Origin of the sequence: Dictyoglomus sp. (assembly GCA_025060475.1) — a bacterium.
GTDB lineage: Bacteria > Dictyoglomota > Dictyoglomia > Dictyoglomales > Dictyoglomaceae > NZ13-RE01.
In genome coordinates this window covers 17,222-41,010 of the sequence record JANXBZ010000008.1, presented here as the reverse complement: position 1 = coordinate 41,010, position 23,789 = coordinate 17,222, and the positions used below count along the sequence as shown (strand labels likewise).

Below are 23,789 nucleotides of genomic sequence, written 5' to 3'. Positions count from 1 at the left end.
GGGGTTAATATGAGTTCCAGCCTATTAGAATATGATTTTTCAAATAAATGTAAAGAAGAAAACCTTTCCTTTTTAATTCTTACTTCTTCTGAGGGGTTAGTTTTAAAAAGTAGTTTAGAAGATAATCTTTCAGAAATATTAGGAGCTTTTATATCTATAATTTATAAAGAAAGTAAGAATTTATTTGAAAGTTCTCTAAAAAATGATAAAATTCAAGAATTATCCTTAAATGGAAATTCAGAAAAGATTATTATAATTCCTTTTCAAGTGGAGGAAATGAATTTACTTTTAATTGCAGCTTCTTTGAAAAATAAATCTATAAGAAGAAAATTGAAAAAGATTCAAAAGGAGGTGACCCTTTGTCTCCAAAAATTTTAACAAGAATAACAATATATGCAACTATATATGTTGTTTTAACTCTAATATTTAGTACGATAAGCTATGGTCCCATACAATTTAGAATTTCAGAATTTCTTACAGTATTTCCTTTTATAGATCCTTTAGCAATTCCAGGATTATTTATAGGATGTTTTATAGCAAATTTCTTTAGCCCTGCAGGCTGGATTGATGTCATCTTTGGAAGTCTTTTCACCTTAATTGCAGGATATTTAACCTATAAAATGCCAAGAATATATCTTGCTCCCCTTCCGCCTATTATAGTAAATGCTCTAGGAGTAAGTCTATATCTTCATTTATTTTTTAAACTTCCTTATTTATTAAACGTTCTCTATATTGCTATCGGAGAAGCAGTAGTGACTTATTTAATTGGTCTTCCTATTTTACTCTATATACAAAGGAATCCATCTATTAAAGAAAAATTCTTTGGAATGGGAGTGAAAAGATGACTAAAAATTTAAGTATCGAAGAAGAACTCTCTATATTAATGGATAATACTGTGGAAATAATTCCAGAGGATGGATTGGAAGAAAAAATTAAAAAAGCAAGAAAAGAGGGAAGACCTCTAAGAGTAAAGTTAGGAGCAGATCCTTCAGCACCTGATTTACATTTAGGGCATGCAGTAGTATTAAGAAAGATGAGACAATTTCAGGAGTTAGGGCATCAGGTAATTTTTATAATTGGCGACTTCACTGCAAGAATAGGAGACCCATCGGGAAGATCCGAAACAAGGAAGTCTTTGTCTCCAGAACAAGTTAAAAGAAATGCTCTAACATATCAAGAACAAGTTGGAAAGATTTTAGATATATCAAAAGCAGAAATTAGATATCAAGAAGAATGGTTTGGAAATATGAAATTAGAAGATGTAATAAATCTTCTTTCTAAATACACCATTGCAAGAATTCTTGAAAGAGATGACTTTTCTCTTAGATTTAAAGAAAATAAGCCCATATTTCTTCATGAAGTTTTATATCCATTACTACAAGCCTATGACTCTGTTGCCATAAAAGCAGATATTGAATTAGGAGGAACAGATCAAAAATTTAACCTATTAGTTGGACGGGAGATTCAAAAAGAATTTGGTCAAGAACCACAAGTTGCTATGCTTATGCCCATATTAGAAGGACTCGATGGAAAACAAAAAATGAGTAAAAGTCTTGGAAACTACGTAGGAATTACAGAATCTCCTAATAATATGTACGGTAAAATAATGTCTATTCCTGATGAACTATTAATTAGGTATTTCCAGTTAGCAACAGATTTACCTAAGAATGAAATAGAGAGAATAGAAAAAGGTTTAAAAAACGGTACTATTCATCCTCGAGATGCAAAAGCAAGATTAGCAAGAGAGATTGTAAGAATATATCATGGGGAAGAAAAAAGTATAGAAGCAGAAGAAGAGTTCAATAGAGTATTTCGACAAAAAGGATTGCCTGAGGAAATAGAGGAATATATATTAGATGAGAAAAAAATTTGGATTGTAAAACTTCTAAATGTTATAGGTGCTGTAAAAAGTAATAGTGAGGCAAGAAGATTAATATCTCAAGGAGCAGTGGAAATTGATGGGGAAAGAATTTTAGATTCTAATTTAGAATTAACTATTGAAAGACCTATAGTTTTAAGAGTTGGAAAACACTTTTTCAAAAAGGTGATACCAAAATGAGAAAAAATATTCTTTTTATTATTTTAACCATTAACTTGTTGATAGGAAATACGAACGGAGTAATTAGTGATTTTTATTTTAATCCAGCGAGATTAATTAAATCTCCACAAGAAATAACAATAATAGATGGAAACAAGAAAATAAAAAAAATAAAAACTAAAGCAAATTTTGTATGGGAAGTTATTAAAGAGAATAATATAAAGATAAATAAAAAGGATAGAATAACTCCTCATGCAAGAAGTCCTATTACTCCCTATCTTAAAACAATCCGAATTGATAGAATCGAGGAAAAAAAAGTCAAAAGTTATATTACAGAAAAACCTGACATTATTTTTAAAGTCTATTACGGCAAGGATTATAAAGAAAGAAAAATACAGATAGGAAGAGAAGGAAAAATAGAAGAAGAATGGAAAATATTATATATAAATGATAGGCTATCAAGAAAAACCTTATTAAATAGAAAAGTAATAGTTGAAAAAAAACCTACAATTTATGAAATAACATCTCCCATATTAAAAAATCTTAAACTTTCCTCTGCAACCTTTAGATTGAAGAAAACTTTAATTTTAACTGCAACAGCCTATCATCCATGGGAAGGAAATGGTGTAGATGATATAACTGCTCTTGGATGGAGAGCAGTAAGAGGAGTTGTTGCAGTAGATCCAAGATATATTCCCTTAAGAACACCTTTATATATTCCTAAATATGGATTTGCTATTGCAGGAGACACAGGAGGAGCAATTAAAAGATATAGGATTGATTTGCTCTTTCCTACAAGAAGAGAAGTTATAAATTTTGGAAGAAGAAAAATAACAGTTTATATTTTAGAAAGAATTGGTTGAAATGGATCTAACAAATAAGGAAATATTAATTTCAATTCTTAGCAAGAATAAAATTTATTTAAAAAAAAGTTTAGGGCAAAATTTTTTAATTAATAGAAATATTGTAGAAAAAATTATAGAGCATGGAGAATTAGGAAAGGAAGATTTGGTTTTAGAAATCGGTGCGGGGATTGGAACTTTAACCATTGAATTAGCAAAATATTCTAAAAGAGTTATCGCTGTAGAAATTGACAAAAGATTTGAAAAAATTTTAAAAGAGTTTACAAAAGAGTTTAACAATGTAGAGATAATAATAGACGATATATTAAAGATAAATATAGATTCTATCATTGAAAAGCCTTTTAAAATTTTTGGAAATTTACCTTATTATCTATCAGGAAGCTTTCTTGGTGAATACTTAAAGAAGGGTCCTTATGCGGACTTAATGATACTTATGCTTCAAAAGGAAATGGCAGAAAGACTTATATCAAAACCAGGAAATAAAAGATTCAGTCCCTTATCTCTTTTATTGCAATTGACTTATAAAGTAGAAATAATTTGCCCTGTACCTTCCCATTTCTTTTTTCCTATTCCAGAAGTAGATTCTCTCTTATTAAAATTCAAATATTCCCCCAGTCTTGATAAAATTAAGAATAAAGAGATATTTTTTAAAGTTATAAGATCTGCTTTTAAATATAGAAGAAAATTTCTTTTAAATAATTTAAAGAGGGAATTTCCTTCCTATCCCTTAGAAGAGTTTTTTAAAAAATTAAATATAGATCTTAAAGAGCGAGCAGAAAATCTTCCCTTAGAAAAATATATTGATTTAAGTAATTATCTTTTAGAATATGATGCTAAAAATTTACTCCTATGCTAAAATTACTTTATTCCTCGATGTAATAGATAAAAGACCAGATAATTACCATAATGTAAAAATAATTTTACAAAATATTGATCTCTCGGATTTTTTATTGGTAAATCCTTTACCCTACCCTTATTTTATACTAAAGTCTAATTATTCTTCCATTCCTTTAGAAGAGAATCTAATATATAAAGCTTATAAGAGTTTTATTGAAAAAACGGAAATAAAAATAGGTTTATATGTTTATCACTTAAAGAGAATTCCAATTCAAGGAGGCTTAGGAGGAGGAAGCTCTAATGCTTGTAGTATCCTATTTGCTCTAAATTTTTTATCAAAGGCAGGGCTTAAGAGAGAAGAACTTTCTAATATTGCTATAAACTTAGGTTCTGATATTCCCTTTTTTTTATATGGTGGAACCTCCTTAGTAGAGGGAAAGGGTGAAAAAGTAACAAAACTTCCAAATCTATCTAATTATCTTGTTCTTTTGATTACTCCCCCATTTGGAATTAATACAAAACATATATATTCTCAGATTGATCCGAAAATATTAGGGTGCCACTTAGATTGGGATTATGTTATAAAAAAAGTTAAAGATAATAAAATATCAACACCTTATAATTTTTTTGAAAATATTGTTTTTAAAATCTATCCTTTATTAAAAGATATAAAAGAAAAGTTATTAGAATTTACACCATATGTTTCTCTAACAGGAACAGGCTCAAGTATTTTTGCTTTATTTGAAAACAAAAAGGATTTAAATATAGCAAAAGAAAAAATTTCTTCTTATATAAAAGGATGTAAAATAAGAATATGTGGATTTACTAACAAAGGATTTTTAATTCTGAGGTAAAAAATGATTAGTTTAAAAGATATTAAAGAGGCTATTGAAAGAATATCTCCTTGGATTCACAAGACTCCTTTGGCTTTTTCCCAAACTTTTAGTGAAATGACTCAAAAAGAAGTATTCTTAAAGTATGAGAATTTTCAAAAGACTGGTTCCTTCAAAATAAGAGGTGCTATTAACTATGTTAGTCGACTAGATAAAAAAATTAAAGGAGTAATTGCATCTTCTGCAGGAAATCATGCTCAAGGAGTTGCCTTTGCAGGAAAATTATTTTCTATACCAGTAACTATTATAATGCCTGAAAACACTCCTTTAGTTAAAATTATTTCCACAAAAAATTATTCTGCTAATGTAATTCTCTATGGCTCTATATACGATGAAGCTTATGACTATGCTTTAAAAAAAGCAAGAGAAGAAGATTTAGTGTTCATTCATCCCTTCGACGATCCATTAGTTATATCAGGCCAAGGAACTATTGGTTTAGAAATTCTTAAGGAACTTTCAGATTTAGAAGCAATAATAGTTCCTATAGGGGGTGGAGGATTAGCAAGTGGAATATCCATCGCAGTAAAAGAACAAAATCCTAAAATAAAAATCTATGGTGTTCAAACTTCTGCTTTTCCTTCATATTATGAAAGATTTAAAAATATAAAAATAGAAAATAAACCTACATCGACTATTGCAGAAGGTATAGCAGTGAAAAAAGAAGGAGAACTAACAAAAGAAATACTAGAAAAGTATCTCGATGATATATTTTTAGTAGATGAAATGGAGATTGCTCAAGGAATTCTTTTTTTATTAGAAAGAGCAAAGACCTTGGTAGAAGGAGCAGGAGCTGTTTCTTTATCTGCATTATTAAAAAATTATCAAAAAATCAAAGAAAAGAGAATTGTTTTAATCTTAAGTGGAGGAAATATTGATGTAAGTTTACTCTCAAGAATTCTCGAATATGGATTAATTCATTCGGGAAGATTAGTCCATTTGCGTATAAGAGTTTTAGATACACCAGGTCGTCTCTCAAAAATATTAGACATAATCGCAAAAGAGAAAGCAAATATAGTAGCAATTCATCAAGATAGAGCGAATCCTCTTTTCCCTATAGGAGAGACAACCGTTGATATCACCTTGGAAACAAAAGATTTTTCTCAAATATATAGGTTGGTTGATAAAATAAAAGAAGAAGGATATCCTATAGAGATATTGGAGAAAGGAGACTAGAAAAAATGGAAGAGTTAATGAAAATGTTAAAAGAAATTTCAGAGGTGGGTGGAATTCCTGGATATGAAAAAGAAGTAAGAGAAGTAATTAGAAAATATGCTGAACCCTTTGGAGAAACATTAGAGGATAGATTAGGAAGTTTAATTATAAGAAAGAAAGGAGAAAAGGACTCTCCTAAAATAATGTTGTCCGCACACATGGATGAAATAGGATTCATAGTAAAAAGTATCACAAAAGATGGATTCATTAAATTTCTACCATTAGGTGGGTGGTGGGATCAAGTATTGTTATCTCAGAGGGTAATAATTAAAACCAGCAAAGGAGATATTATTGGAGTAATAGGATCAAAACCTCCTCATATATTAACAGAAGAAGAAAGAAAAAAGATTGTAGAAAAGAAAGACATGTATATTGATATTGGAGCAAAAAGTGAAGAAGAAGTAAAAGAAATGGGAGTTTTACCAGGAGATCCTATAATTCCCCAAAGTGAATTTACTCCTTTATTTAATAAAAAGTATCTATTAGGAAAAGCATGGGATGATAGAATAGGATGCGCATTAGGAATAGAAATACTTAAGGAATTAAATAACATTAAGCATCCTAATACAGTATATGTAAGTTTTACTGTTCAAGAAGAGGTAGGTTTAAGGGGAGCAACCACAAGTTCTTACTTAGTAAATCCTGACGTAGGAATTATACTAGAATCAGATATAGCCACTGATGTTCCTGGAATTAATCAAGAAAAACCTATATCTTTAGGAAATGGACCCTCCTTAATTCTTTATGATGCAACTATGATTCCTAATGTGAATCTCAAAAGATTATTTATTGAGACAGCAGAATCTTTAAATATACCATTACAGTTTTCCACCTTGGAAAGAGGAGGAACCGATGGTGGTAGAATTCATATAAACGCTAAAGGAGTACCATCTATTGTTATAGGTGTTCCTGCAAGATATATTCATTCTCATGGAAGTATTATCCATCTAGATGATTTTTTATTTGCTAAAAATTTAATTTTAGAAGTGATTAGAAAATTAGACCAAGAAACAGTGGATAATTTATGAAAAAGAAAGCCAGAGCTTTAGCTCTATTATCAGGAGGATTAGATAGTATCTTGGCCGTTTGGTTAATATTACAACAGAAAATCGAAGTCATTGGAATTAACTTTACTACTCCCTTTTTTAGTTCAGAAAAAGCAATAAAAGCTTCAAAGTTTTTAAATATTCCTTTAGAAATAATTGACATAACTGAAGAATATTTAGATATACTTAAAAATCCTAAATATGGATACGGAAAAAATCTGAACCCTTGTATAGATTGTCATGCTCTTATGCTTAAAAAAAGTTTTGAACTAATGAAAAAATATGAAGGAGATTTTATAATCACAGGAGAAGTTTTAGGAGAAAGACCTATGTCCCAAAATATAAATTCTCTAAATATTGTAGCAAAATATTCAGGAGTAGAAGACTATGTTTTAAGACCCCTTTCCGCAAAACTTCTACCCATAACAAAACCTGAAAGAGAAGGTTTAGTAGAAAGAGAAAAACTTCTTGGTATTAAGGGAAGATCAAGAAAAATACAATTAGAATTGGCAAGAAATATAGGATTAAAGGAAATACCAACTCCTTCTGGAGGATGTCTTTTAACAGAGAAACTCTTTTCTAAGAAATTACTAGATTTATTAAAGAATAAAGAAAATATAACAAGAAGAGACTTAGAATTACTAAAAATCGGTAGACATTTTCGATTATCCAATAATATAAAATTAATTATAGGTAGAAATAAGGATGAAAATGAAAAATTATTAAGCTTTTTTAGCGAACAGGACACTTTATTTAAAGCAAAGGAACCAAGTGCTTTAGTCTTAGTTCCTGATCAGATCATAAAAGAAAAAGAAGATAAAGAATTTATTGCAAAAATAGCTGCATATTATAGCGATCATAAAATGGATCCTGAAATACCTGTTTTATATAAAACATTCTACAAGGAAGAGATTTTATTAGTAAGAGAACTCTTAAAAGAAAATTTAGATTTTTTAAAATATAATATAACATGCAAGTAATATTTTCTCATAATTATTTAGACTTTGACGCACTAGCTTCTTTATATGCAGCTAAAAAGCTTTTCCCTCAAGCATGGGCTGTACCAAGTAGAAGCATGGAAAGAAAAGTTTATGAATTTTATTCTTTATATAAAGACTTTTTAAAATTTCAGGAAAAACCCCCAGAAAAAGTAGAAAAAGTTATTTTAGTAGATAATCACTGGCTAAATAGATTAGAAAAAGAATTTCAGAAATTACTTTTACAAGATGAAAAGCCATATATAGAGATATATGACCATCATAAATCAGGAGATATTAAAGGAGATAAAGAATATATTGAAGAGGTTGGAGCTACTACAACCCTCTTAGTAGAATTAATTATTAAAAATAATATACCAATAGATCCAATTGAAGCCACAATTTTCTCTCTTGGAATTTATCAAGACACAGGTGGTTTTACCTTTTCTACAACTACCCCAAGGGATCTTAAAATATGTGCCTATCTTTTAGAAAGAGGTGCAAACTTAAATATTATTAACTATTACAACAGAGAAAGACTAACTGATGAACAAAGAGCTTTGTTAAATGATTTAATTCAAAATGCAAAAGAAGAAGATATAAGTGGCTATAAAATCCTCCTGGTTTCCTTAGAAAAAGATAAATATATAGAAGGGCTTTCTATTCTAGCTCATGCATTATTGGACGAAAAAAATGCTGATGCCTTGTTCATCCTTTTGAAAATTAAAGAAAAAATATATCTAATGGGAAGATCAAGAACTATAAGAATAAATCTTCTAGAGCTACTTAAAGAATTTAATCCTGGAGGCCATCCCACAGCTTCTACAATAGTCTTAACTAATAAAGAACTAGCTGAAATAGAAAATTACTTAAGGGTAAAACTTAAGAAGTTTTTACCATATAATTTTCTAGCTAAGAATATTATGTCTTATCCAGTAGAGACCATAACTCCAGAAACTACTGTTTCTGAAGCTCACAAGATTATGACCCGATATGGATATGGAGGATTATGTGTATTGGAAAATGGCAAATTAGTAGGAATAATTAGCAGAAGAGATATAGAAAAGGCTATAAATATGAAATTATCAAAAAGAAAAGTTAAATCTTTTATGTCCAAACCTGTAATAACAGTAGATCCAGATACACCATTATCTTTTGTAGAACAACTACTTATAGAGAAAGATATTGGAAGAGTCCCTGTGGTAAAGGATGATAAAGTTTTAGGAATAATTACAAGACAAGACATATTGAAGTTTCACTTTATGAAAAATCATTTACCTTTACCTTTAGGAAGTACTGCTATTCTTTCTGAGAATCTTCTTAGAAATTCCTTTTGGTGGGAAATATTACAAAATATTAAAAATATTTCTTCTCAACTTAACGTGTCTGTTTATGCTGTAGGAGGATTTGTGAGGGATTTGTTACTACAATATCCGAGTATGGATTTGGATATTGTAATAGAGGGAGATGTAAAACCATTTCTTAACAGTCTATTAGGTAAGCTTAAAGGAAAAATTAGAGTTTATGAACAATTTGGGACTGCAGAAATTATATTAGAAAACGGTAATAAAATTGATATAGCTAGTGCGAGACAGGAATATTATCCTGCTCCTGGGGCACTACCCCATGTAGAAAAGAGTTCCTTTTGGTTAGATTTGAAAAGACGAGATTTTACCATAAATACTTTAGCACTTTCTTTGAACCATGATAGATGGCTTGAAATTATTGATCTTTTTGGTGGCCTTGAAGATCTATCAAGAAAGGAATTAAGAGTCTTGCATAATCTAAGTTTTATAGAAGATCCATCAAGAATTCTAAGAGGAATAAGATTAGAAAAAAGATTAGGTTTTACCTTTGAAGAAAAAACCTTTGAATTATTAAAAAATGCTATTGATCAAGGATTCTTAAAGAAACTAAGCAAAGAAAGAATAAAAGAAGAAATTTTGTTAATATTAAAAGAACCCGAACCCGAAAAGATTTGGAAAAGATTAGAGGAACTAGAAGCTCTTCCCTTTCTTCTTCCAAGAAAGAATTTACCCTCAAATTTTGAAGAAATAAATATGGAAATTCGAAAGGAGAAAAAATTAGATCAGATTAATTTACAAATTTTAAATCTTTTAAGAGAAATAGAAAGAGACAAAGCTATAGCTTGGCTTAAAGATTATCATTTTTCCCATAAAGTTATATTCTTAATAAATAACTATTTTGAATTCATTGACAAAGAACTGGATAGAAAAACTTTAGATAAAATTATTGATCTTCCTATAGAATTGATCTTCTTTTTAAGTTTAACATTTCAGAATAAAGAAAAATCTCAACTTTTTTTAAAAATAAAAGAGCTTAAAGAGAAAAAAGTTCCATATTTAAAGGGAAAAGATCTTATTAATTTAGGAGTAAAAGAAGGAAAGATTGTTGGAGAAATATTAAAAAACTTATTTATAGGATACTTGGAAGGAAAATTGAAAAACAGAGAAGACGAGATTAGCTATGTAAGAGAAATTTTTAAATCTCTTCAATAACTTTTCCTTCAAATTTATAAATTGTTCCTAATCTTTTTGCCATACCAAAAGTAGTTAATATCTCATAGGGTATAGTATTTGCTAAAGATGAGAGCTTTTCAGCATCTATATTTAAGTTTCCACTTCGTCCTAAAACTATAACTATATCTCCTACCTTTATAGATGGATCAGAGGATATATCTATCACAAATTGATCCATAGATATTCTGCCAATAACAGGAAATAATTTATCTTTTACTATTACATAAGCTTTATTTGAAAAATCTCTTCTATATCCATCCGCATATCCTAGGGGAACTAAGCCAATTAATGTAGGGGATTTTGTCATATAGGTATGGTTATAACCAATCCCCCAGTTTTCTGGAACTAATTTTATCAACGTAATTTTTGCCTTTACAGACATTACAGGGATTAAATCTTTATCTCCATATCCATAAAGGGCAATTCCAGGTCTTACTCCATGATAAAAAAATTCTGGAAAATTAAAGATAGCTCCTGTATTTGCAAAATGGCAAAAAATATTATAGCCTAAGTTTCTTAACTTATTATAAGCCTTTTCAAATATTTCTCCCTGTTTTTCATTATATGGGTCAAGCTTATCTTCAGAGCTTGAAAGATGAGAAGATAGACCTTCTAATTTTAAATTAGGATATTTTTCAATTATTTTTAAAATTTTATCTAAATCCTTAATTATTATTCCTTCCCTCCCCATACCCGTATCTATTCCTAAATGAAAGGAAAATTCAATATTTTTAGAAAAAGTATATTCTCCTAGGGCATGCAAGAAATCTAGAGAAGAAACAACAGGAGTTAAATTATAATTTACTAAATAAGAAATGGATTCTACAAATTGAGGAGAAAGAACAAGAATTTTCTCTCTTATTCCGTAATTTCTAAGTTCTATTCCTTCTTCAACTATAGCAACAGCAAATATTCTAATTCCATTTTTGGATAAAAATCTGCTAATTAGCCTTGCTCCATGCCCATAGGCATCTGCTTTAACTACAGGAATAATTTCTACATTCTTTCCTACTTTATTTTTTAGAATAGAAAGATTATGAAAAAGAGAGGATAAATCTATTTCCTTCCATGCTAATTTATTTATCATTAAGATTCTTTTAGTCGAAGAAGTCTTATAAAATTACCTCTCTCTAACTCTTCAAGTTTCGTAGTAATATATTTTACAGTTTCTTCAATTTGCGGTATAAGCTTATATTCTAACGCATTCACTCTCCTTTTAGTTTTTTCAATTTCTTCGGAAAGAGCTAAGAGCTCTCTTTCTTTGTTTACCAAGTTTATTAATCCTTCTAAAAGATCTTTCCAACGAAAAACTAAATGATCTAGAGTTTCAGGTGTTTCAATAAAACTATATTTGGGAACATAAACATTTTCTATATTCAATATAGAAACAGGAATATTCATTTCTTTTACAATTTTTTCTCTAAGAAGAGTCTCTCCTTCATTTATCAACACTAAGTCCCTCCAAATAAATGAAGGGATTCTTAAATAAGTGAAACATCCAAGGGATAAAAAAGATAAGAATTTTTCTGATATTTCCTCTCTTAATTCTTTATAATTTTTTACTTCTTCCATAAATTTTTGAATTAAACCTTCTAATTTATCTTCGAGGAGCTTATGTCCTCTCCGAGCTACCGCTAATCTTCTTTTTAACCTTAATAATTCCATTCTATTAGGATTAACCTTTAGTGGCATACTATACTTTCCCCCAGAATTCTTCTAAATATTCTGGTCTTATTCTCTTTAAGGAGCTCTTTGGAAGCATACCTAATAATTTCCAACCTAGATTTAAAGTTTCAAATATGCTTCTGTTTTCATATTCTCCTTGTTTTATAAATTTTTCTTCAAATTCTTGAGCAAATTTTAAAAATAAAATATCTTCTTCTGTTAATGCAGATTCGCCTAAGACAACAGCCAATTCTCTTGCCTCTACTCCTCTTGAATATCCTGCATATAATTGGTTTGAAAGATCTCCATGATCTTTTCTTGTTCTTCCCTCACCTATTCCTCCTCTCATCAATCGAGAAAGAGATTGTAAAACATCAATAGGAGGATAGATTCCTCTTCTATGAAGCTCTCTGCTTAAAAAAATCTGTCCTTCAGTGATATATCCTGTAAGATCAGGGATTGGATGAGTTCTATCATCTTCAGGCATAGTAAGAATAGGTATTAATGTTATAGAGCCTTTCTTTCCTTTAATTCTCCCTGCTCTTTCATACAACGTAGCTAAATCCGTATAAAGATATCCTGGATATCCTCTTCTTCCTGGAACTTCTTTTCTGGCAGCAGAAATTTCCCTCAATGCTTCCGCATAATTTGTCATGTCAGAAAGTATTACTAAAACATGCATATCCAAATCAAAAGCTAAATATTCCGCACAACTCAAAACAAATCTTGGAGTTGCAATTCTTTCAATTACTGGATCGTCTGCAAGATTTATAAATAAAACTGATCTTTCTAATGCTCCTGTTTTTTTAAATTCTTCTATAAAAAAGTTTGCTTCTTCAAAGGTAATACCAAGAGCTCCAAAAACTACCGCAAATTTCTCTTCTTCATTTAAAAGTCTTGCTTGTCTTGCAATCTGAGCTGCTAGGGTAGCGTGAGGAAGTCCTGAACCTGAAAAAATAGGCAATTTTTGTCCCCTTACTAATGTATTCATTCCATCAATAGCAGAAATACCTGTCTGAATAAACTCTGAAGGATACGCACGAGAATATGGATTTATAGGACTCCCATTTATATCTCTCTTTTTCTCAGGTATTATAGCAGGCCCCCCATCTCTTGGTCTTCCTAAACCATCAAAAGTTCTTCCTAATATTGCAGGAGAAAGATCTATTTCTAAAACATGTCCTAAGAATTTTACTCTCATTCCCTGAAGAGATAAATCCTGGGTGCTAGTAAACATTTGAATTAAAGCTGCACCTTCCGAAGCTTCAAGAACTTGTCCTTGCCTTATTTCACCCGAACTTAATTTTACTTCTACTAATTCTCCATATTTAACATTCTCAATATTTTCTACAAAAACTAAAGGTCCACTAATTTTTGAAACCGAAGTGTATTCCTTAGGCATATTGTTTTATTCCCTCCCTTAATTCCTCAAATCTCCTATCTATTATTTCTATGAGCTCTTCTAATTTATGTATCTCCTTTTCTGGCACATATTTCATTTGAGAGATTTTTTCTCTTTCAGGAAGTTTTAAAATAGTTTCTAATTCTATTCCTGAATTTAAAGCTTTACTTGCTTTTCTATGGAAATTAATAATATTCTTTAGCATAAGATACTGCTTTTTAGGAGAAGTGTAAGTATCTACTTCATGAAGAGCGTTTTGATGCAGAAAATCTTCTCTAATAGATCTTGCAGTTTCTAAAGTTAATCTATCTTGAGATGATAAAGCTTCCATTCCTACAAGTCTTACAATATCCTGAAGTTCTGCTTCTCTCTGTAAAATAGCCATTGCATTTTGTCTTAACTCATATAAATCCTTCGCTACATTTTCACTCCAATATTTTGAAACAGGATCTACATAAAGAGAATAACTTATAAGCCAATCTACAGCTGGAAAATGTCTTGCAAAAGCTAATCGAGCATCTAATCCCCAGAACACCTTTGTAACTCTTAAAGTCGCTTGAACTACAGGATCTGAAAGGTCTCCTCCAGGAGGTGATACTGCCCCAATAATACTTATAGATCCAATCCTTCCATCCTTACCTAGGCAGTGAACTAGACCAGCTCTTTCATAAAAAGATGCAATTCTTGAGGCAAGATATGCAGGATATCCCTCTTCTCCTGGCATCTCTCCTAATCTTCCAGAAATTTCTCGCATAGCTTCCGCCCAACGAGAGGTAGAATCCGCCATTAATGATACATGGTATCCCATATCTCTAAAATATTCTGCAATGGTTATACCTGTGAAAACCGATGCTTCCCTTGCAGCAACAGGCATATTCGAAGTATTAGCAATTAATACTGTTCTTTCCATCAAAGGTTTTCCTGTCCTTGGATCTTTTAATTCAGGAAATTCTATAAGAACTTCTGTCATTTCGTTTCCTCTTTCTCCACAACCGATATACACTACTACTTCTGTATCCGCCCATTTTGCTAATTGATGTTGAATGATAGTTTTTCCACTTCCAAAAGGCCCTGGAACACAAGCAGTTCCGCCTTTAACTAAAGGGAAGAAAGTATCCAAAACCCTTTGACCTGTAATTAAGGGAATAGTAGGAGGTTTTTTCTCCTTTATAGGTCTTTGATATCTCACTGGCCATTTATGCATTAATTTCAATTCTACCTTATTTCCTTTCACATCTTCTAGAATTCCTATTACTTCTTCTACTGTAAAAATTCCACTTTTAATATCTAAAATTTTTCCTTTAAGATAAGGAGGTAAAAGAATTCTATGTTCTAAAGCAGAAGTTTCTTGCACAACTCCTAAAATATCTCCACCCTCGACATATTCTCCTTTCTTAACTCTTGCCTCAAATTCCCATTTTTTTTCTCTATCTAAAGCAGGAAGAGATATTCCTCTACTTAAGAAATCTCCCGTTTTTAAAGCAAGTTGATTCAAAGGTCTTTGAATTCCGTCATATATCTGTCCAATAATACCAGGACCTAATTCTACGCTTAGAGGTTCTCCTAAGGGGTATACAGGCTCACCGGGACCTATTCCTTGAGTTTCTTCATAAACTTGAATTGCTGCAGTATCTCTATCCAAACCAATAATCTCTCCAAATAGTTCAAGATCTCCTACTCTCACCATCTCGTACATCTTAACATCAGTAAGACCTTTTGCTATAACTAAGGGGCCTGCTACTCTAATAATTTTTCCTTTCATAGTATCCCTCTCCTTCAGATAGAATATCTACTCCTAATACCTTTTCAATATTCTTTCTTATAATTTCCATTCCTAAATTAAAATTGGAAAAAGTATCAGGAAGAATAAGAATTCTCTTTTTTGTTTTTTGTTCTAAAACTCTTTGGGAAACACTTTCTAAAATTATTATAAGCTTATAATCTCTTTCTGAGAGATTATCAAACACATTTAAGGCTTGAATATCATTTTCTACACTAAAGGTTTCTACTCCGAAAATTTTAAAAATCTCTATCAAATCCTTAAAACCTATAATAGCAATTTTCCCCTCAGACATTTATCTTAAGAAACCTCTTTTCCCATAAGATATTTGGAATTTTGTTCTTTTTCAATTTTAAAATAGAGATTAATTCCTCGCCTTCCAAGTACTTGTTATAAAAATAATATAAAACTACTTCAGGACCACTTATTACTCTCGAAAAATTCTTTTTTAAAAAAACATAAATATATTTTCTAATTAAAAAATCAATATCTTCTTCATTGTCAAGTAATTTCTTCAAAAAATCCCTATATTCTCCGCTGAAAATTTCTAACCAATCTTCTATAGAAGATAAATACAAATTTCTTATATTAATACCGCATTTAACTTGAGAGATTCCAGATTTTTCAAGTTCTTCCCAACTTTTTTCTAGAATTTTTGCTCTATAAAGAATCTTTACAAGAAGTAACTTGTTTCGAAATGAGAAGAAAGAATAAACATTTTTATTCCTTAAATTTTCAAGAAACTTTTCAGAAGTTAAAATATTTTGTAAATCTAAAAATAAATCTAATTCAAAAGCATCATTTGTATCTTCCCAAATTTTTATAGCTTTTGGATAGATAGATTTAAATTCCTTGTAAAATCTACTTGTAAAATTTACTGGATAAAAGACTTCTTCATCAATTTCTTTACTAACTTGATGTATAGAAGCTTTCAAATTATGAAAGTAAAAATCCCACAGAAGTAAACTTTCAAAAACATCATCCTTTACACTTCTCCTTATATCTTGAAGCTCTTTATTCAAATTCTCCCATAAGGCTTTATCCCAATCTTCTCTATCTAGTAGAAAATTGTAAGGAGAATTTTTTAACCAATCCTCAATTTCTTCCCATCCTGCCTCCTTAAGCCATGAAAAGAGAGTAGATTCTATAAATTTTGAAGTTCTTGCTTTTAAGTTAGTAGATATGAAAAGATATTTTTGATAACTCATTTATTCCCCTCGTAATATTTTTGCCAACTCTAAAATATTTTCTTTTATTTTTTCATCAATAATATTTTCCAGAGTTAAGTCTTCGATAATATTTCCTTTTCTAACCATTAATCCTGCTTTTCCTTCATATCTTTCTTCTTTATAAATTAATTTAAATTTTTCACAAAGTTCTTTTATGTCTAATTTCTCTTCTCCTTTCGCTAAGATAATCTCTCCTGATTCTATTCCTTCTTTACTCAAAAGTCTCTCCCAGAACTTTTGATATTCCTCTTTATTAAGAGAAAGAAACTTATTTAAAACATCTTCTTTTAATCTCAAAATCATCTGGTTTTCCAATAAAGATAATTCATCCTTAAATTGTAGTCTCTTTTTTGCTAACGCAATATTTTCTTCATTCAATAAAGCTTCTTCTATTTTTTTCTTTCTTTCTTCCTTCCAAAGTTCAAGTTCTTCCTTTCTTTTTTTCAAAATTTTTTCCAATTCTTTTTCTGTCTTAGTTTTAATTTCTAAAACTTTTTCCTCTTTTTCCTTTGCTAATCTTTCTACAATCTTATCTAAACCCATTTATATTTTCACTCCATAGAATAAGAATATTATAGAAGTTATTAAAGAAAGAATAGCATAAGTCTCAACTAATGCAGGGATAATAATTGCTTGTCCCGAAGTCTCAGGTTTTTGAGCTACCATCTGTAATGCTGCTGCACTAGCTCTTCCTTGCCATATGGCACTAACAAATTCTCCAAACATTATAGGAATACTAACTGCAAAAACTAAAAGGCCTTGTTCGATAGTTAACTCTGGCAATTTTCCCCCAAGAATTCCCAATCTTAATAAGATTAAAAAAGCAGAAATAAAACCATAAAAACCCTGAGTTCCTGGAAGAGCTTGAAGAATCAACACTGTTCCAAAAAGCTCTGGCTTTTCTGCTAAAACTCCAGCAGCTGATTCTCCTGCAATTCCAACTCCTTTACCAGAGCCAGCAGCAGCAAGAGCCGCACCTAAAGCAGCCCCAATTAAGGCAATAGCTAATCCTAACATACCCTTTACCTCCTATCTTGATTCTTTTAGTTTAAAGTATTTTCCATCTATTTTAAAAGTCTTAAAATTTCTTCCGCCGGATGAATAAAATCTACCAAAAATCTCAAGAAATTGTAAACGAGTAGAATGAACAAAAGCGCCTAACACACTTAAAATGAAATTTAAAAGTTGTCCTGCAATCCAGATAATACTAAACAAGATCCATCCGAGAAAAGGAATGTTTCCTACCATCTCAGAAAGTTGAGTAATAACAAATCCAAAAATTGAACTTACTAAATTGAGAGCAAAAAGACGAGAGTAGGAAAGAATATCTCCTATAAAAGAGGTTATCCCATATCCCCCTAATATTCCATAAATACTTATCAAACCTACAATAATTCTTACAATTCCCTTATATTCTCTACCTTGAGTTAAAATTAAGCCTATTAGACTCAGCACTAGTAGATATCTAATAAGACCCAATGAAGAGATATTTTGAAATCTTGAATAAACATAGAACAATATAGAGCCTAAAAAGATAATCCATAAAAGTGCATCAAATAATGCAGATTCATAATCTCTCTTTTTCCAAGAAGAAATAAATCTTAATATTAAAGCATAAAATTGAGAAACTATTCCAATAAGCAAAGCTATACTCAAGGCTTTTATCAAATCTACCGAGGGATTAATTATGGGAAGAACTCCAAGAAATTTTCCATCAGGTCCTAAAAATATCTGATTTCCAAAAAAGCTCCATGTAATTATTCCTACAATTATAGAAGGAATACTTAGGACTGAAAGTAAATCCATTAATTCTTTAGCAGAGCCTTCAGGTTTAAATTTTTTCTTTATCCATAAAGAGAAAAGAAGAAGTAATAAACCGTAACCAAAATCTCCAACACAAATTCCGAAGAAAAGGAGATAGAAGGGAGCTGTAAAAGGCGTAGGATCTAAAGCCCTATATGGAGGTAAACCATAAAGCTTTGTTAAAAATTCAAAGGGTTTAAAAATTTTAGGATTTTCAAGAAGAACAGGTGGCTCTTCCTCAGGTAAAGGCTCTCTTTCTTCCCAAACGAAATCTCCAAGTTTTTCTTTCAATTCATTAACAAATTTTTCCTTAATTTTCGTAGGAATCCATCCAGAATAAACTACAAAATATTTACTATCAAAACTAAAATTTTTAAAATTTTTTTCCTGAGATTTTATATAAAAATAATCATACCATGCTAATAAATTGTGTTTTTTGTCATAGAGTTCCTTTGCGGATTCTAAGGTTTCTTCTAATTCCTTTCTTAATTTTTCAAAATATTTCTTTATTCTCTCTATATTTTCCGAAGGTTTTCCTCGTAAGTATGGAATTCTATGAAACTCAAATTTATATTTTTGCAATAGATTTTCTATCTTATCCTTATCTTCTTTTAGAACTATAAAGATACATTTTATTTGCTTTTCTTTTTCCCAATATTTTATCCAGCCTCTATCTAATATTTCCCTGGATTCTTCTTTAAATTTCTCAAAATTTTCTTTTAAAAAACTACCGCTATAAAACAAAAATCTTTTTAAATTTCTTGAAAAATCTAAGGATTCATCTAAATCTTCCCAATAGAGAGTTTCTTCATATAAAGTTTGAAGAAATTTTTCCTTTTCTTCTAATAGAATCAATGACCTCTCTATATTTTTTGCTTTCTTATATAAATCTTCCCAATTAACTTCTTTTCTTAATTTTTCTAGTTCCTCCTTCGATATTTCAGGTCTTCCTCCAAAAAACCCTTCTAAAAAACCCCTCTTTTCAGGAAAAATTTTAAAAAGAAGTTTTATTATTTCTTCTAACTTATTTATAATAACTGAAAATTCAGAGTCTAGAGAAGATTCTTCAGGAGAAAGATCCTCCCAGTGAACTAGAGAATAATCTTTAAGTAAAGATACTAATTTTTCCTCATTCTCTTTAGAAACTGCAATCCAAAATCTTTTTAAAGAAACAATTGCCATAGCTTATTCTCCAAGCTTTTTCCATAAAAATTCTAAAGCTTTTGAATAATTTTTTTCTAATTTCTTCTTATATTCCTCTTTTTGTCTTTGAAATTCTTTCTCTAATAATTCTTCTTTTTGTTTTATTTCTAATCTTTTCTTTTCTGAAAATTCTTCTAAATATTTCTCAAAATCTTCCATTATCCTTCTTTCTTCTTCTTCCCAACGAAAAATCTCATTTCGAAGCCAGGAGGACCAGTAATTCTTAGCAGATTCAATGCTATTTTCTATCTCTTTTTCCTTTTCTACTATAAAATCTATGATATCCTTAATTTTTTCTCCCATGGCGCTACACTGCCCTTACTACCTTTCCTGCTTTAAGACATCTCGTACAAACCTTTAGAGTTGTAATTTTTCCATTAACCACTGCTTTAACCTTTTGAATGTTTGGAAGCCATCTTCTTTTGGTCCTTCTATGGGAATGGCTCACTTGTAATCCTACCCAAGGACCCTTTCCGCAAATATCACACTTTCTTGACATATTATATTCCTCCCTTCTTTATCTCTTTCTTTATTACTCTGTCAATTATATCATAGGATTTATAAGATAAAAGTTTAAAAAATTTTTAAGATTATCTCAAGGGACATCATTAATTCTAAAATTAATCTTGACAAAAAGATTTTTAAAATGATAAATTGTATTGTCTGAATTTTACATAAGAAAAATAAATTTGAAGGAGGGAATAGATGTTTGCAGTTGTAGAAACAGGAGGAAAACAGTATAAAGTGTCTGTTGGAAGTATAATTGAGGTGGAAAAGATAAATGCAAAAGAGGGCGAAGAGGTTATCTTAGATAAAATTCTTCTTTTAAATAAAGATGGCGAAGTATTGATAGGAAAGCCTTATTTAGAGGGAGTAAAAATTACTGCAAAAGTTTTAAAACAGGATAAATATCCTAAGGTAATAGTTTTTAAGTTTAAAAGAAAAAAGCATTATAGAAGAAAATATGGACACAGACAACCCTTTACAAGATTAGCAATTCAAAATATTGAAATTCAATAAAGAGGTGATATAAATGGCTCATAAAAAGTCTGGTGGAGCAAGCAGAAATGGAAGGGATAGTAATCCTAAATGGTTAGGAGTTAAAAAATTTCAGGATGAAATTGTATATCCTGGAAACATTATTATTAGACAAAGGGGAACAAAATTTCATCCTGGATTAAATGTTGGAATGGGTAAAGATCATACTCTTTTTGCCTTAGCTCCTGGAATTGTAAAATTTTCCATTAAAAAAGGAAAAAAGATAGTTAATGTGATACCAATTCAATAAATGTTCATAGATAAAGTAAAAATCTTTGTAAAAGGGGGAGACGGGGGGAATGGGTGTGTTTCTTTTAGAAGAGAAAAGTTTACTCCCAAAGGGGGTCCTGATGGTGGAGATGGGGGAAAAGGTGGAGATGTAATTCTTGAGGCGGATGAAAATTTGGATACTCTTTTAGATTTTTACTATAAAAGACACTTCATCGCAGAAAAAGGTTCCCATGGAAAAGGAAAGAAGCAAAATGGAAAGAACGGAAAGGATTTAATTATAAAAGTCCCAATAGGAACCTTAGTTTTTGATGCTGAAACCAATGAACTTATTGAAGATCTCGTTTATCCTGGACAAAGAGTAACTGTTGCAAAAGGAGGAAAAGGAGGAAGAGGAAATTCTTCCTTTGCTACTTCAACGAGACAAACCCCCTATTTTGCAGAGAAAGGTGAAAAAGGAGAAGAAAGGTGGATATATTTAGAATTAAAAATTATCGCAGATGTCGGACTAGTAGGACTTCCTAATGCTGGAAAATCAACCCTTCTTTCCCAAATAACCTCAGCCCATCCTGAGATTGGAGATTATCCTTTTACTACAAAGTTTCCTAATTTAGGAGTAGTCCAAAGAGAAGATTTTAGCTTTACCATTGCAGATATACCAGGTCTTATTGAAGGAGCTCATTTAGGGAAAGGAATGGGACACGAATTCTTAAGACATATTGAAAGAACACATCTTTTAATATTTCTTCTTGATGGAAGCGATGAAATAAATCCACCCCAAAAGGCATACTCTATTCTTGAAAAAGAATTGGGACTTTATAATCCAAAACTACTAGACAAAAAAAGAATTATTGCTATTAACAAAATTGATCTTCCTGAAACTCAAAAAAATTTAGATGAGATTAAAAATTGGTTATCTCAATTGAATTTTCCCTTTATTTTTATTTCCGCTAAATTTAAATTAAATTTAGAGGAATTTGTTAAATTAGTTTGGGAGAACTTAAAGGAAGTTTTAGAGGTTCCTCAGATGATAGAGATAAAAGAAAAAGAAGACCTAAAAGAGGATGTAATTTCACTTCAAAAAGAGGACAATTTCTGGATTCTTAATGATCCAAAATCAACAAGCTTGGCAAACAGGTTAAATCTTTATGATTTTCAAGCACAAAGTTATTTTATAAACTATATTCGTAGAAGAGGCATTTTAAAACTTATACGTAAAAACAAAGTCAATGACGGAGAATTAATAAAAATTGGAAATTATTTTTTTAAATACTATTCTTTTCCTCATTCTCAATTAATACTTGAAAATGAGTAATAAGATTGGGATTTTAGGTGGAACCTTTGATCCAATTCATAATGGACATTTATGGTTTGCAGAATCCGCAAAAGAGAATTTTAACTTAGAAAAAATAATCTTTATCCCTAATAAAATTCCTCCTCATAGAAATATTCCTTTAGCCTCAGAAATAGAAAGGTATGAAATGGTTTTATTAGCAACAATTAATGTTTCTTATTTTGAAGTTTCCGATATTGAAATTAGAAGAGAAGGAAGATCATATATTGTCGATACCTTAGAAGAAATAAAAAATCTTTATAGAGACAAAGAAATATTTCTCCTTTTAGGAAGCGATGCCTTTAGTCAATTTTTATCATGGAAGAATCCTGAGAAAGTGATAAATCTATGCAGATTAATTGTAGGAAAAAGGGGTGAAGAAAACTTCAACATGGATTTAGAAGATTTTATTGAGAAATATAAAGAAAAAATATTGTTTTTTGATTTTCCATATTTCCCCATTTCTGCTCAAGAGATAAGAGAAAGAATTAGAATGGGAAGGTCAATAAGATATTTAGTTCCTCCTTTAGTAGAAGAATATATTTACAAAAAGAGACTATATATTTTATAATGAAAAATATAGCTTAGGAGGTTAAAGTGGAAACAAAAGAAAGTTTCAGTGTGATAACAGATACAACTTCTGATATTCCCGATGAATTAGTAGAAAAATATGGAATAAATATTGTCCATTATTATATACATATGAATAATAAAGAATACAAAGAGAAAGTAGATATTACTTCAGAAGAAGTTTGGGAATATTTAAAAAACAATGTGAATAACTTACCTAAGACTGCATGCCCTGGAGTTGGAGAATATTATGAGTTATTTAAAAAACTTATAGATTTGGGAAAATCAATTTTAAGTATTCACATAACTTCTTGGGGAAGTGGAGCTTTTCAGTCTGCTTTTAATGCCAAAAATATAATAAAAGAGGAAAATCCAAAAGCAGAAATAGAGGTTTTTGATTCCAAATCTGTATCTCTTGGTACAGGAATTTTAGTGATGGAAGCAGCAAAGGCATCTTTAAAAGGTTGGAAGATTCCAGAAACTATAGAGCATATTAAAAAATTAAGAAAAAGAATTTTTCATGCTTTAACTAGTGATACTCTCAAATATTTAGCAGCAGGAGGAAGAATCGGCAAAGCAAAATTTCTTTTAGCAGAAGCTTTAAATATTAATCCTATACTCTCTATTGATGAGGAAGGAGTAATTTTTGCATTAGATAAAGCTCATGGAAGATTAAAGGCCTATAAAAGAATTGTAAGTCTTATGCAGGAATTTTTTAAAGAAAAAACCTTATTAAATCTTGGTTTAGTACATGCAGGAGTATATAATGAACTAGAAAAATTAAAAGAAGAAATTTCAAAAAAATTTGCAGTAAAGGATGTTATAATATCAAAACTAGGTGCAGCATTAAGTGTTCATGGTGGACCAGGAACGGTAGGAGTTGTAGCTTATCCTTCTGAACTTTCCTTAGAAATTTAAAAAATTGACTTCAAATAAGGTAAACTACCTTCGGGGCAGGGTGAGAAGGTTTTAATACCTTCAATTCCCGACCGGCAGTGATGATACCCTAATTAGAGGGTATCTAAGCCTGCGAGCAAGCGAAAAGCTTGCAGATCTGGTGAGAATCCAGAGCCGACGGTAAAGTCCGGATGGGAGAAGGTAGCTTAAATTTTTGAAGAAGAAAAAGTTGCCC

At 30.3% G+C, this 23,789-nt stretch carries 26 protein-coding genes and 1 riboswitch; of the genes, 15 read left to right on the top strand and 11 right to left on the bottom strand.

Annotated elements, in window-relative coordinates; translation table 11 throughout:
- Nucleotides 1-9: 9 nt before the first annotated feature.
- Genes NZ841_05545 through NZ841_05500 form a run of 10 tightly spaced genes read left to right on the top strand, consistent with a single transcriptional unit; the run spans nucleotide 10 to nucleotide 10,385 of the window.
- Nucleotides 10-378, top strand: coding sequence for a hypothetical protein (locus tag NZ841_05545; GenBank protein ID MCS7202221.1), 369 nt, complete (start codon nucleotides 10-12; stop codon nucleotides 376-378).
- A complete protein-coding gene (locus tag NZ841_05540) occupies nucleotides 360-845 on the top strand; it encodes a QueT transporter family protein (GenBank protein MCS7202220.1) in 486 nt (161 codons plus the stop codon). The genes NZ841_05545 and NZ841_05540 overlap by 19 nt, the downstream gene beginning before the upstream one ends.
- Complete coding sequence (tyrS, locus tag NZ841_05535) at nucleotides 842-2,059, top strand: tyrosine--tRNA ligase (protein MCS7202219.1); 1,218 nt, start codon at nucleotides 842-844, stop codon at nucleotides 2,057-2,059. The genes NZ841_05540 and tyrS overlap by 4 nt, the downstream gene beginning before the upstream one ends.
- Complete coding sequence (locus NZ841_05530) at nucleotides 2,056-2,901, top strand: 3D domain-containing protein (protein ID MCS7202218.1); 846 nt, start codon at nucleotides 2,056-2,058, stop codon at nucleotides 2,899-2,901. Before tyrS ends, NZ841_05530 begins: the two co-directional genes overlap by 4 nt.
- Nucleotide 2,902: 1 nt before the next feature.
- Nucleotides 2,903-3,757 carry a 16S rRNA (adenine(1518)-N(6)/adenine(1519)-N(6))-dimethyltransferase RsmA gene (rsmA, locus tag NZ841_05525; GenBank protein ID MCS7202217.1) on the top strand — a complete coding sequence of 285 codons (855 nt, stop codon included), beginning with the start codon at nucleotides 2,903-2,905 and terminating at the stop codon, nucleotides 3,755-3,757.
- Complete coding sequence (ispE, locus tag NZ841_05520) at nucleotides 3,729-4,592, top strand: 4-(cytidine 5'-diphospho)-2-C-methyl-D-erythritol kinase (protein ID MCS7202216.1); 864 nt, start codon at nucleotides 3,729-3,731, stop codon at nucleotides 4,590-4,592. Before rsmA ends, ispE begins: the two co-directional genes overlap by 29 nt.
- Nucleotides 4,593-4,595: 3 nt before the next feature.
- The gene (ilvA, locus tag NZ841_05515) at nucleotides 4,596-5,804 is read left to right on the top strand and encodes a threonine ammonia-lyase (protein ID MCS7202215.1); all 1,209 of its coding nucleotides are present in this window, start codon (nucleotides 4,596-4,598) and stop codon (nucleotides 5,802-5,804) included.
- A 5-nt stretch (nucleotides 5,805-5,809) separates the two neighbouring features.
- Nucleotides 5,810-6,871 (top strand): M42 family metallopeptidase, encoded by a 1,062-nt coding sequence (locus NZ841_05510; GenBank protein MCS7202214.1) that lies wholly within the window; start codon nucleotides 5,810-5,812, stop codon nucleotides 6,869-6,871.
- On the top strand, nucleotides 6,868-7,869 hold the full coding sequence (locus NZ841_05505) for a tRNA 4-thiouridine(8) synthase ThiI (GenBank protein MCS7202213.1): 1,002 nt from the start codon (nucleotides 6,868-6,870) through the stop codon (nucleotides 7,867-7,869). Before NZ841_05510 ends, NZ841_05505 begins: the two co-directional genes overlap by 4 nt.
- Nucleotides 7,860-10,385 (top strand): CBS domain-containing protein, encoded by a 2,526-nt coding sequence (locus NZ841_05500; GenBank protein ID MCS7202212.1) that lies wholly within the window; start codon nucleotides 7,860-7,862, stop codon nucleotides 10,383-10,385. Before NZ841_05505 ends, NZ841_05500 begins: the two co-directional genes overlap by 10 nt.
- Here NZ841_05500 and alr read toward each other — a convergent pair.
- From alr to rpmB, 11 genes are read right to left on the bottom strand one after another with little or no spacing between them, the layout of a single operon-like run.
- The gene (alr, locus tag NZ841_05495) at nucleotides 10,369-11,493 is read right to left on the bottom strand and encodes an alanine racemase (GenBank protein ID MCS7202211.1); all 1,125 of its coding nucleotides are present in this window, start codon (nucleotides 11,491-11,493) and stop codon (nucleotides 10,369-10,371) included. The two genes, NZ841_05500 and alr, sit on opposite strands and share 17 nt — an antisense overlap.
- Nucleotides 11,493-12,098: a V-type ATP synthase subunit D gene (locus tag NZ841_05490; GenBank protein ID MCS7202210.1), complete on the bottom strand. Its 606-nt coding sequence runs from the start codon at nucleotides 12,096-12,098 to the stop codon at nucleotides 11,493-11,495. The genes alr and NZ841_05490 overlap by 1 nt, the downstream gene beginning before the upstream one ends.
- A 1-nt stretch (nucleotide 12,099) precedes the next feature.
- Nucleotides 12,100-13,473 carry a V-type ATP synthase subunit B gene (locus tag NZ841_05485; GenBank protein MCS7202209.1) on the bottom strand — a complete coding sequence of 458 codons (1,374 nt, stop codon included), beginning with the start codon at nucleotides 13,471-13,473 and terminating at the stop codon, nucleotides 12,100-12,102.
- Nucleotides 13,466-15,235, bottom strand: a complete 1,770-nt coding sequence (locus NZ841_05480) for a V-type ATP synthase subunit A (GenBank protein MCS7202208.1) — start codon at nucleotides 15,233-15,235, stop codon at nucleotides 13,466-13,468. Before NZ841_05480 ends, NZ841_05485 begins: the two co-directional genes overlap by 8 nt.
- Nucleotides 15,216-15,548 (bottom strand): V-type ATP synthase subunit F, encoded by a 333-nt coding sequence (locus NZ841_05475; protein ID MCS7202207.1) that lies wholly within the window; start codon nucleotides 15,546-15,548, stop codon nucleotides 15,216-15,218. The genes NZ841_05480 and NZ841_05475 overlap by 20 nt, the downstream gene beginning before the upstream one ends.
- Nucleotides 15,541-16,461: a V-type ATPase subunit gene (locus tag NZ841_05470; protein MCS7202206.1), complete on the bottom strand. Its 921-nt coding sequence runs from the start codon at nucleotides 16,459-16,461 to the stop codon at nucleotides 15,541-15,543. Before NZ841_05470 ends, NZ841_05475 begins: the two co-directional genes overlap by 8 nt.
- Nucleotides 16,462-17,025 carry a V-type proton ATPase subunit E gene (locus tag NZ841_05465; GenBank protein MCS7202205.1) on the bottom strand — a complete coding sequence of 188 codons (564 nt, stop codon included), beginning with the start codon at nucleotides 17,023-17,025 and terminating at the stop codon, nucleotides 16,462-16,464.
- Nucleotides 17,026-17,499 (bottom strand): V-type ATP synthase subunit K, encoded by a 474-nt coding sequence (locus tag NZ841_05460; GenBank protein ID MCS7202204.1) that lies wholly within the window; start codon nucleotides 17,497-17,499, stop codon nucleotides 17,026-17,028.
- A 12-nt stretch (nucleotides 17,500-17,511) separates the two neighbouring features.
- Nucleotides 17,512-19,467 (bottom strand): ATPase, encoded by a 1,956-nt coding sequence (locus NZ841_05455; GenBank protein MCS7202203.1) that lies wholly within the window; start codon nucleotides 19,465-19,467, stop codon nucleotides 17,512-17,514.
- Between the two features lie 3 nt (nucleotides 19,468-19,470).
- Nucleotides 19,471-19,791 (bottom strand): hypothetical protein, encoded by a 321-nt coding sequence (locus NZ841_05450; GenBank protein ID MCS7202202.1) that lies wholly within the window; start codon nucleotides 19,789-19,791, stop codon nucleotides 19,471-19,473.
- A gap of 4 nt (nucleotides 19,792-19,795) precedes the next feature.
- Nucleotides 19,796-19,987 carry a 50S ribosomal protein L28 gene (gene rpmB, locus NZ841_05445; GenBank protein ID MCS7202201.1) on the bottom strand — a complete coding sequence of 64 codons (192 nt, stop codon included), beginning with the start codon at nucleotides 19,985-19,987 and terminating at the stop codon, nucleotides 19,796-19,798.
- A 206-nt stretch (nucleotides 19,988-20,193) separates the two neighbouring features.
- On the opposite strand from rpmB, the gene rplU reads away from it, so the two are divergent.
- The 5 genes from rplU to NZ841_05420 are packed head-to-tail and all read left to right on the top strand — an operon-like array spanning nucleotide 20,194 to nucleotide 23,575.
- Nucleotides 20,194-20,508 (top strand): 50S ribosomal protein L21, encoded by a 315-nt coding sequence (gene rplU / locus NZ841_05440; protein ID MCS7202200.1) that lies wholly within the window; start codon nucleotides 20,194-20,196, stop codon nucleotides 20,506-20,508.
- 13 nt (nucleotides 20,509-20,521) lie between these two features.
- Nucleotides 20,522-20,776: a 50S ribosomal protein L27 gene (rpmA, locus tag NZ841_05435; GenBank protein ID MCS7202199.1), complete on the top strand. Its 255-nt coding sequence runs from the start codon at nucleotides 20,522-20,524 to the stop codon at nucleotides 20,774-20,776.
- A complete protein-coding gene (obgE, locus tag NZ841_05430; protein ID MCS7202198.1) occupies nucleotides 20,777-22,069 on the top strand; it encodes a GTPase ObgE in 1,293 nt (430 codons plus the stop codon).
- Nucleotides 22,062-22,658: a nicotinate-nucleotide adenylyltransferase gene (nadD, locus tag NZ841_05425; protein ID MCS7202197.1), complete on the top strand. Its 597-nt coding sequence runs from the start codon at nucleotides 22,062-22,064 to the stop codon at nucleotides 22,656-22,658. Before obgE ends, nadD begins: the two co-directional genes overlap by 8 nt.
- A 26-nt stretch (nucleotides 22,659-22,684) precedes the next feature.
- Nucleotides 22,685-23,575, top strand: a complete 891-nt coding sequence (locus NZ841_05420) for a DegV family protein (GenBank protein MCS7202196.1) — start codon at nucleotides 22,685-22,687, stop codon at nucleotides 23,573-23,575.
- A gap of 22 nt (nucleotides 23,576-23,597) precedes the next feature.
- A riboswitch (FMN riboswitch) is annotated at nucleotides 23,598-23,761 on the top strand.
- Nucleotides 23,762-23,789: the final 28 nt, after the last annotated feature.

Excerpts from the sequence above, each read along its gene's own strand:
- NZ841_05465 (MCS7202205.1), bottom strand. The coding sequence starts at position 17,025 with ATGGGTTTAGATAAGATTGTAGAAAGATTAGCAAAGGAAAAAGAGGAA.
- obgE (MCS7202198.1), top strand. The coding sequence starts at position 20,777 with ATGTTCATAGATAAAGTAAAAATCTTTGTAAAAGGGGGAGACGGGGGG.
- ilvA (MCS7202215.1), top strand. The coding sequence starts at position 4,596 with ATGATTAGTTTAAAAGATATTAAAGAGGCTATTGAAAGAATATCTCCT.
- NZ841_05480 (MCS7202208.1), bottom strand. The coding sequence starts at position 15,235 with ATGAAAGGAAAAATTATTAGAGTAGCAGGCCCCTTAGTTATAGCAAAA.
- nadD (MCS7202197.1), top strand. The coding sequence starts at position 22,062 with ATGAGTAATAAGATTGGGATTTTAGGTGGAACCTTTGATCCAATTCAT.
- NZ841_05455 (MCS7202203.1), bottom strand. The coding sequence starts at position 19,467 with ATGGCAATTGTTTCTTTAAAAAGATTTTGGATTGCAGTTTCTAAAGAG.
- NZ841_05545 (MCS7202221.1), top strand. The coding sequence starts at position 10 with ATGAGTTCCAGCCTATTAGAATATGATTTTTCAAATAAATGTAAAGAA.
- NZ841_05530 (MCS7202218.1), top strand. The coding sequence starts at position 2,056 with ATGAGAAAAAATATTCTTTTTATTATTTTAACCATTAACTTGTTGATA.
- rpmA (MCS7202199.1), top strand. The coding sequence starts at position 20,522 with ATGGCTCATAAAAAGTCTGGTGGAGCAAGCAGAAATGGAAGGGATAGT.
- alr (MCS7202211.1), bottom strand. The coding sequence starts at position 11,493 with ATGATAAATAAATTAGCATGGAAGGAAATAGATTTATCCTCTCTTTTT.
- NZ841_05500 (MCS7202212.1), top strand. The coding sequence starts at position 7,860 with ATGCAAGTAATATTTTCTCATAATTATTTAGACTTTGACGCACTAGCT.
- rsmA (MCS7202217.1), top strand. The coding sequence starts at position 2,903 with ATGGATCTAACAAATAAGGAAATATTAATTTCAATTCTTAGCAAGAAT.
- NZ841_05475 (MCS7202207.1), bottom strand. The coding sequence starts at position 15,548 with ATGTCTGAGGGGAAAATTGCTATTATAGGTTTTAAGGATTTGATAGAG.
- NZ841_05450 (MCS7202202.1), bottom strand. The coding sequence starts at position 19,791 with ATGGGAGAAAAAATTAAGGATATCATAGATTTTATAGTAGAAAAGGAA.
- ispE (MCS7202216.1), top strand. The coding sequence starts at position 3,729 with ATGATGCTAAAAATTTACTCCTATGCTAAAATTACTTTATTCCTCGAT.
- NZ841_05510 (MCS7202214.1), top strand. The coding sequence starts at position 5,810 with ATGGAAGAGTTAATGAAAATGTTAAAAGAAATTTCAGAGGTGGGTGGA.
- rplU (MCS7202200.1), top strand. The coding sequence starts at position 20,194 with ATGTTTGCAGTTGTAGAAACAGGAGGAAAACAGTATAAAGTGTCTGTT.
- NZ841_05470 (MCS7202206.1), bottom strand. The coding sequence starts at position 16,461 with ATGAGTTATCAAAAATATCTTTTCATATCTACTAACTTAAAAGCAAGA.
- NZ841_05485 (MCS7202209.1), bottom strand. The coding sequence starts at position 13,473 with ATGCCTAAGGAATACACTTCGGTTTCAAAAATTAGTGGACCTTTAGTT.
- NZ841_05505 (MCS7202213.1), top strand. The coding sequence starts at position 6,868 with ATGAAAAAGAAAGCCAGAGCTTTAGCTCTATTATCAGGAGGATTAGAT.
- NZ841_05490 (MCS7202210.1), bottom strand. The coding sequence starts at position 12,098 with ATGCCACTAAAGGTTAATCCTAATAGAATGGAATTATTAAGGTTAAAA.
- NZ841_05460 (MCS7202204.1), bottom strand. The coding sequence starts at position 17,499 with ATGTTAGGATTAGCTATTGCCTTAATTGGGGCTGCTTTAGGTGCGGCT.
- rpmB (MCS7202201.1), bottom strand. The coding sequence starts at position 19,987 with ATGTCAAGAAAGTGTGATATTTGCGGAAAGGGTCCTTGGGTAGGATTA.
- tyrS (MCS7202219.1), top strand. The coding sequence starts at position 842 with ATGACTAAAAATTTAAGTATCGAAGAAGAACTCTCTATATTAATGGAT.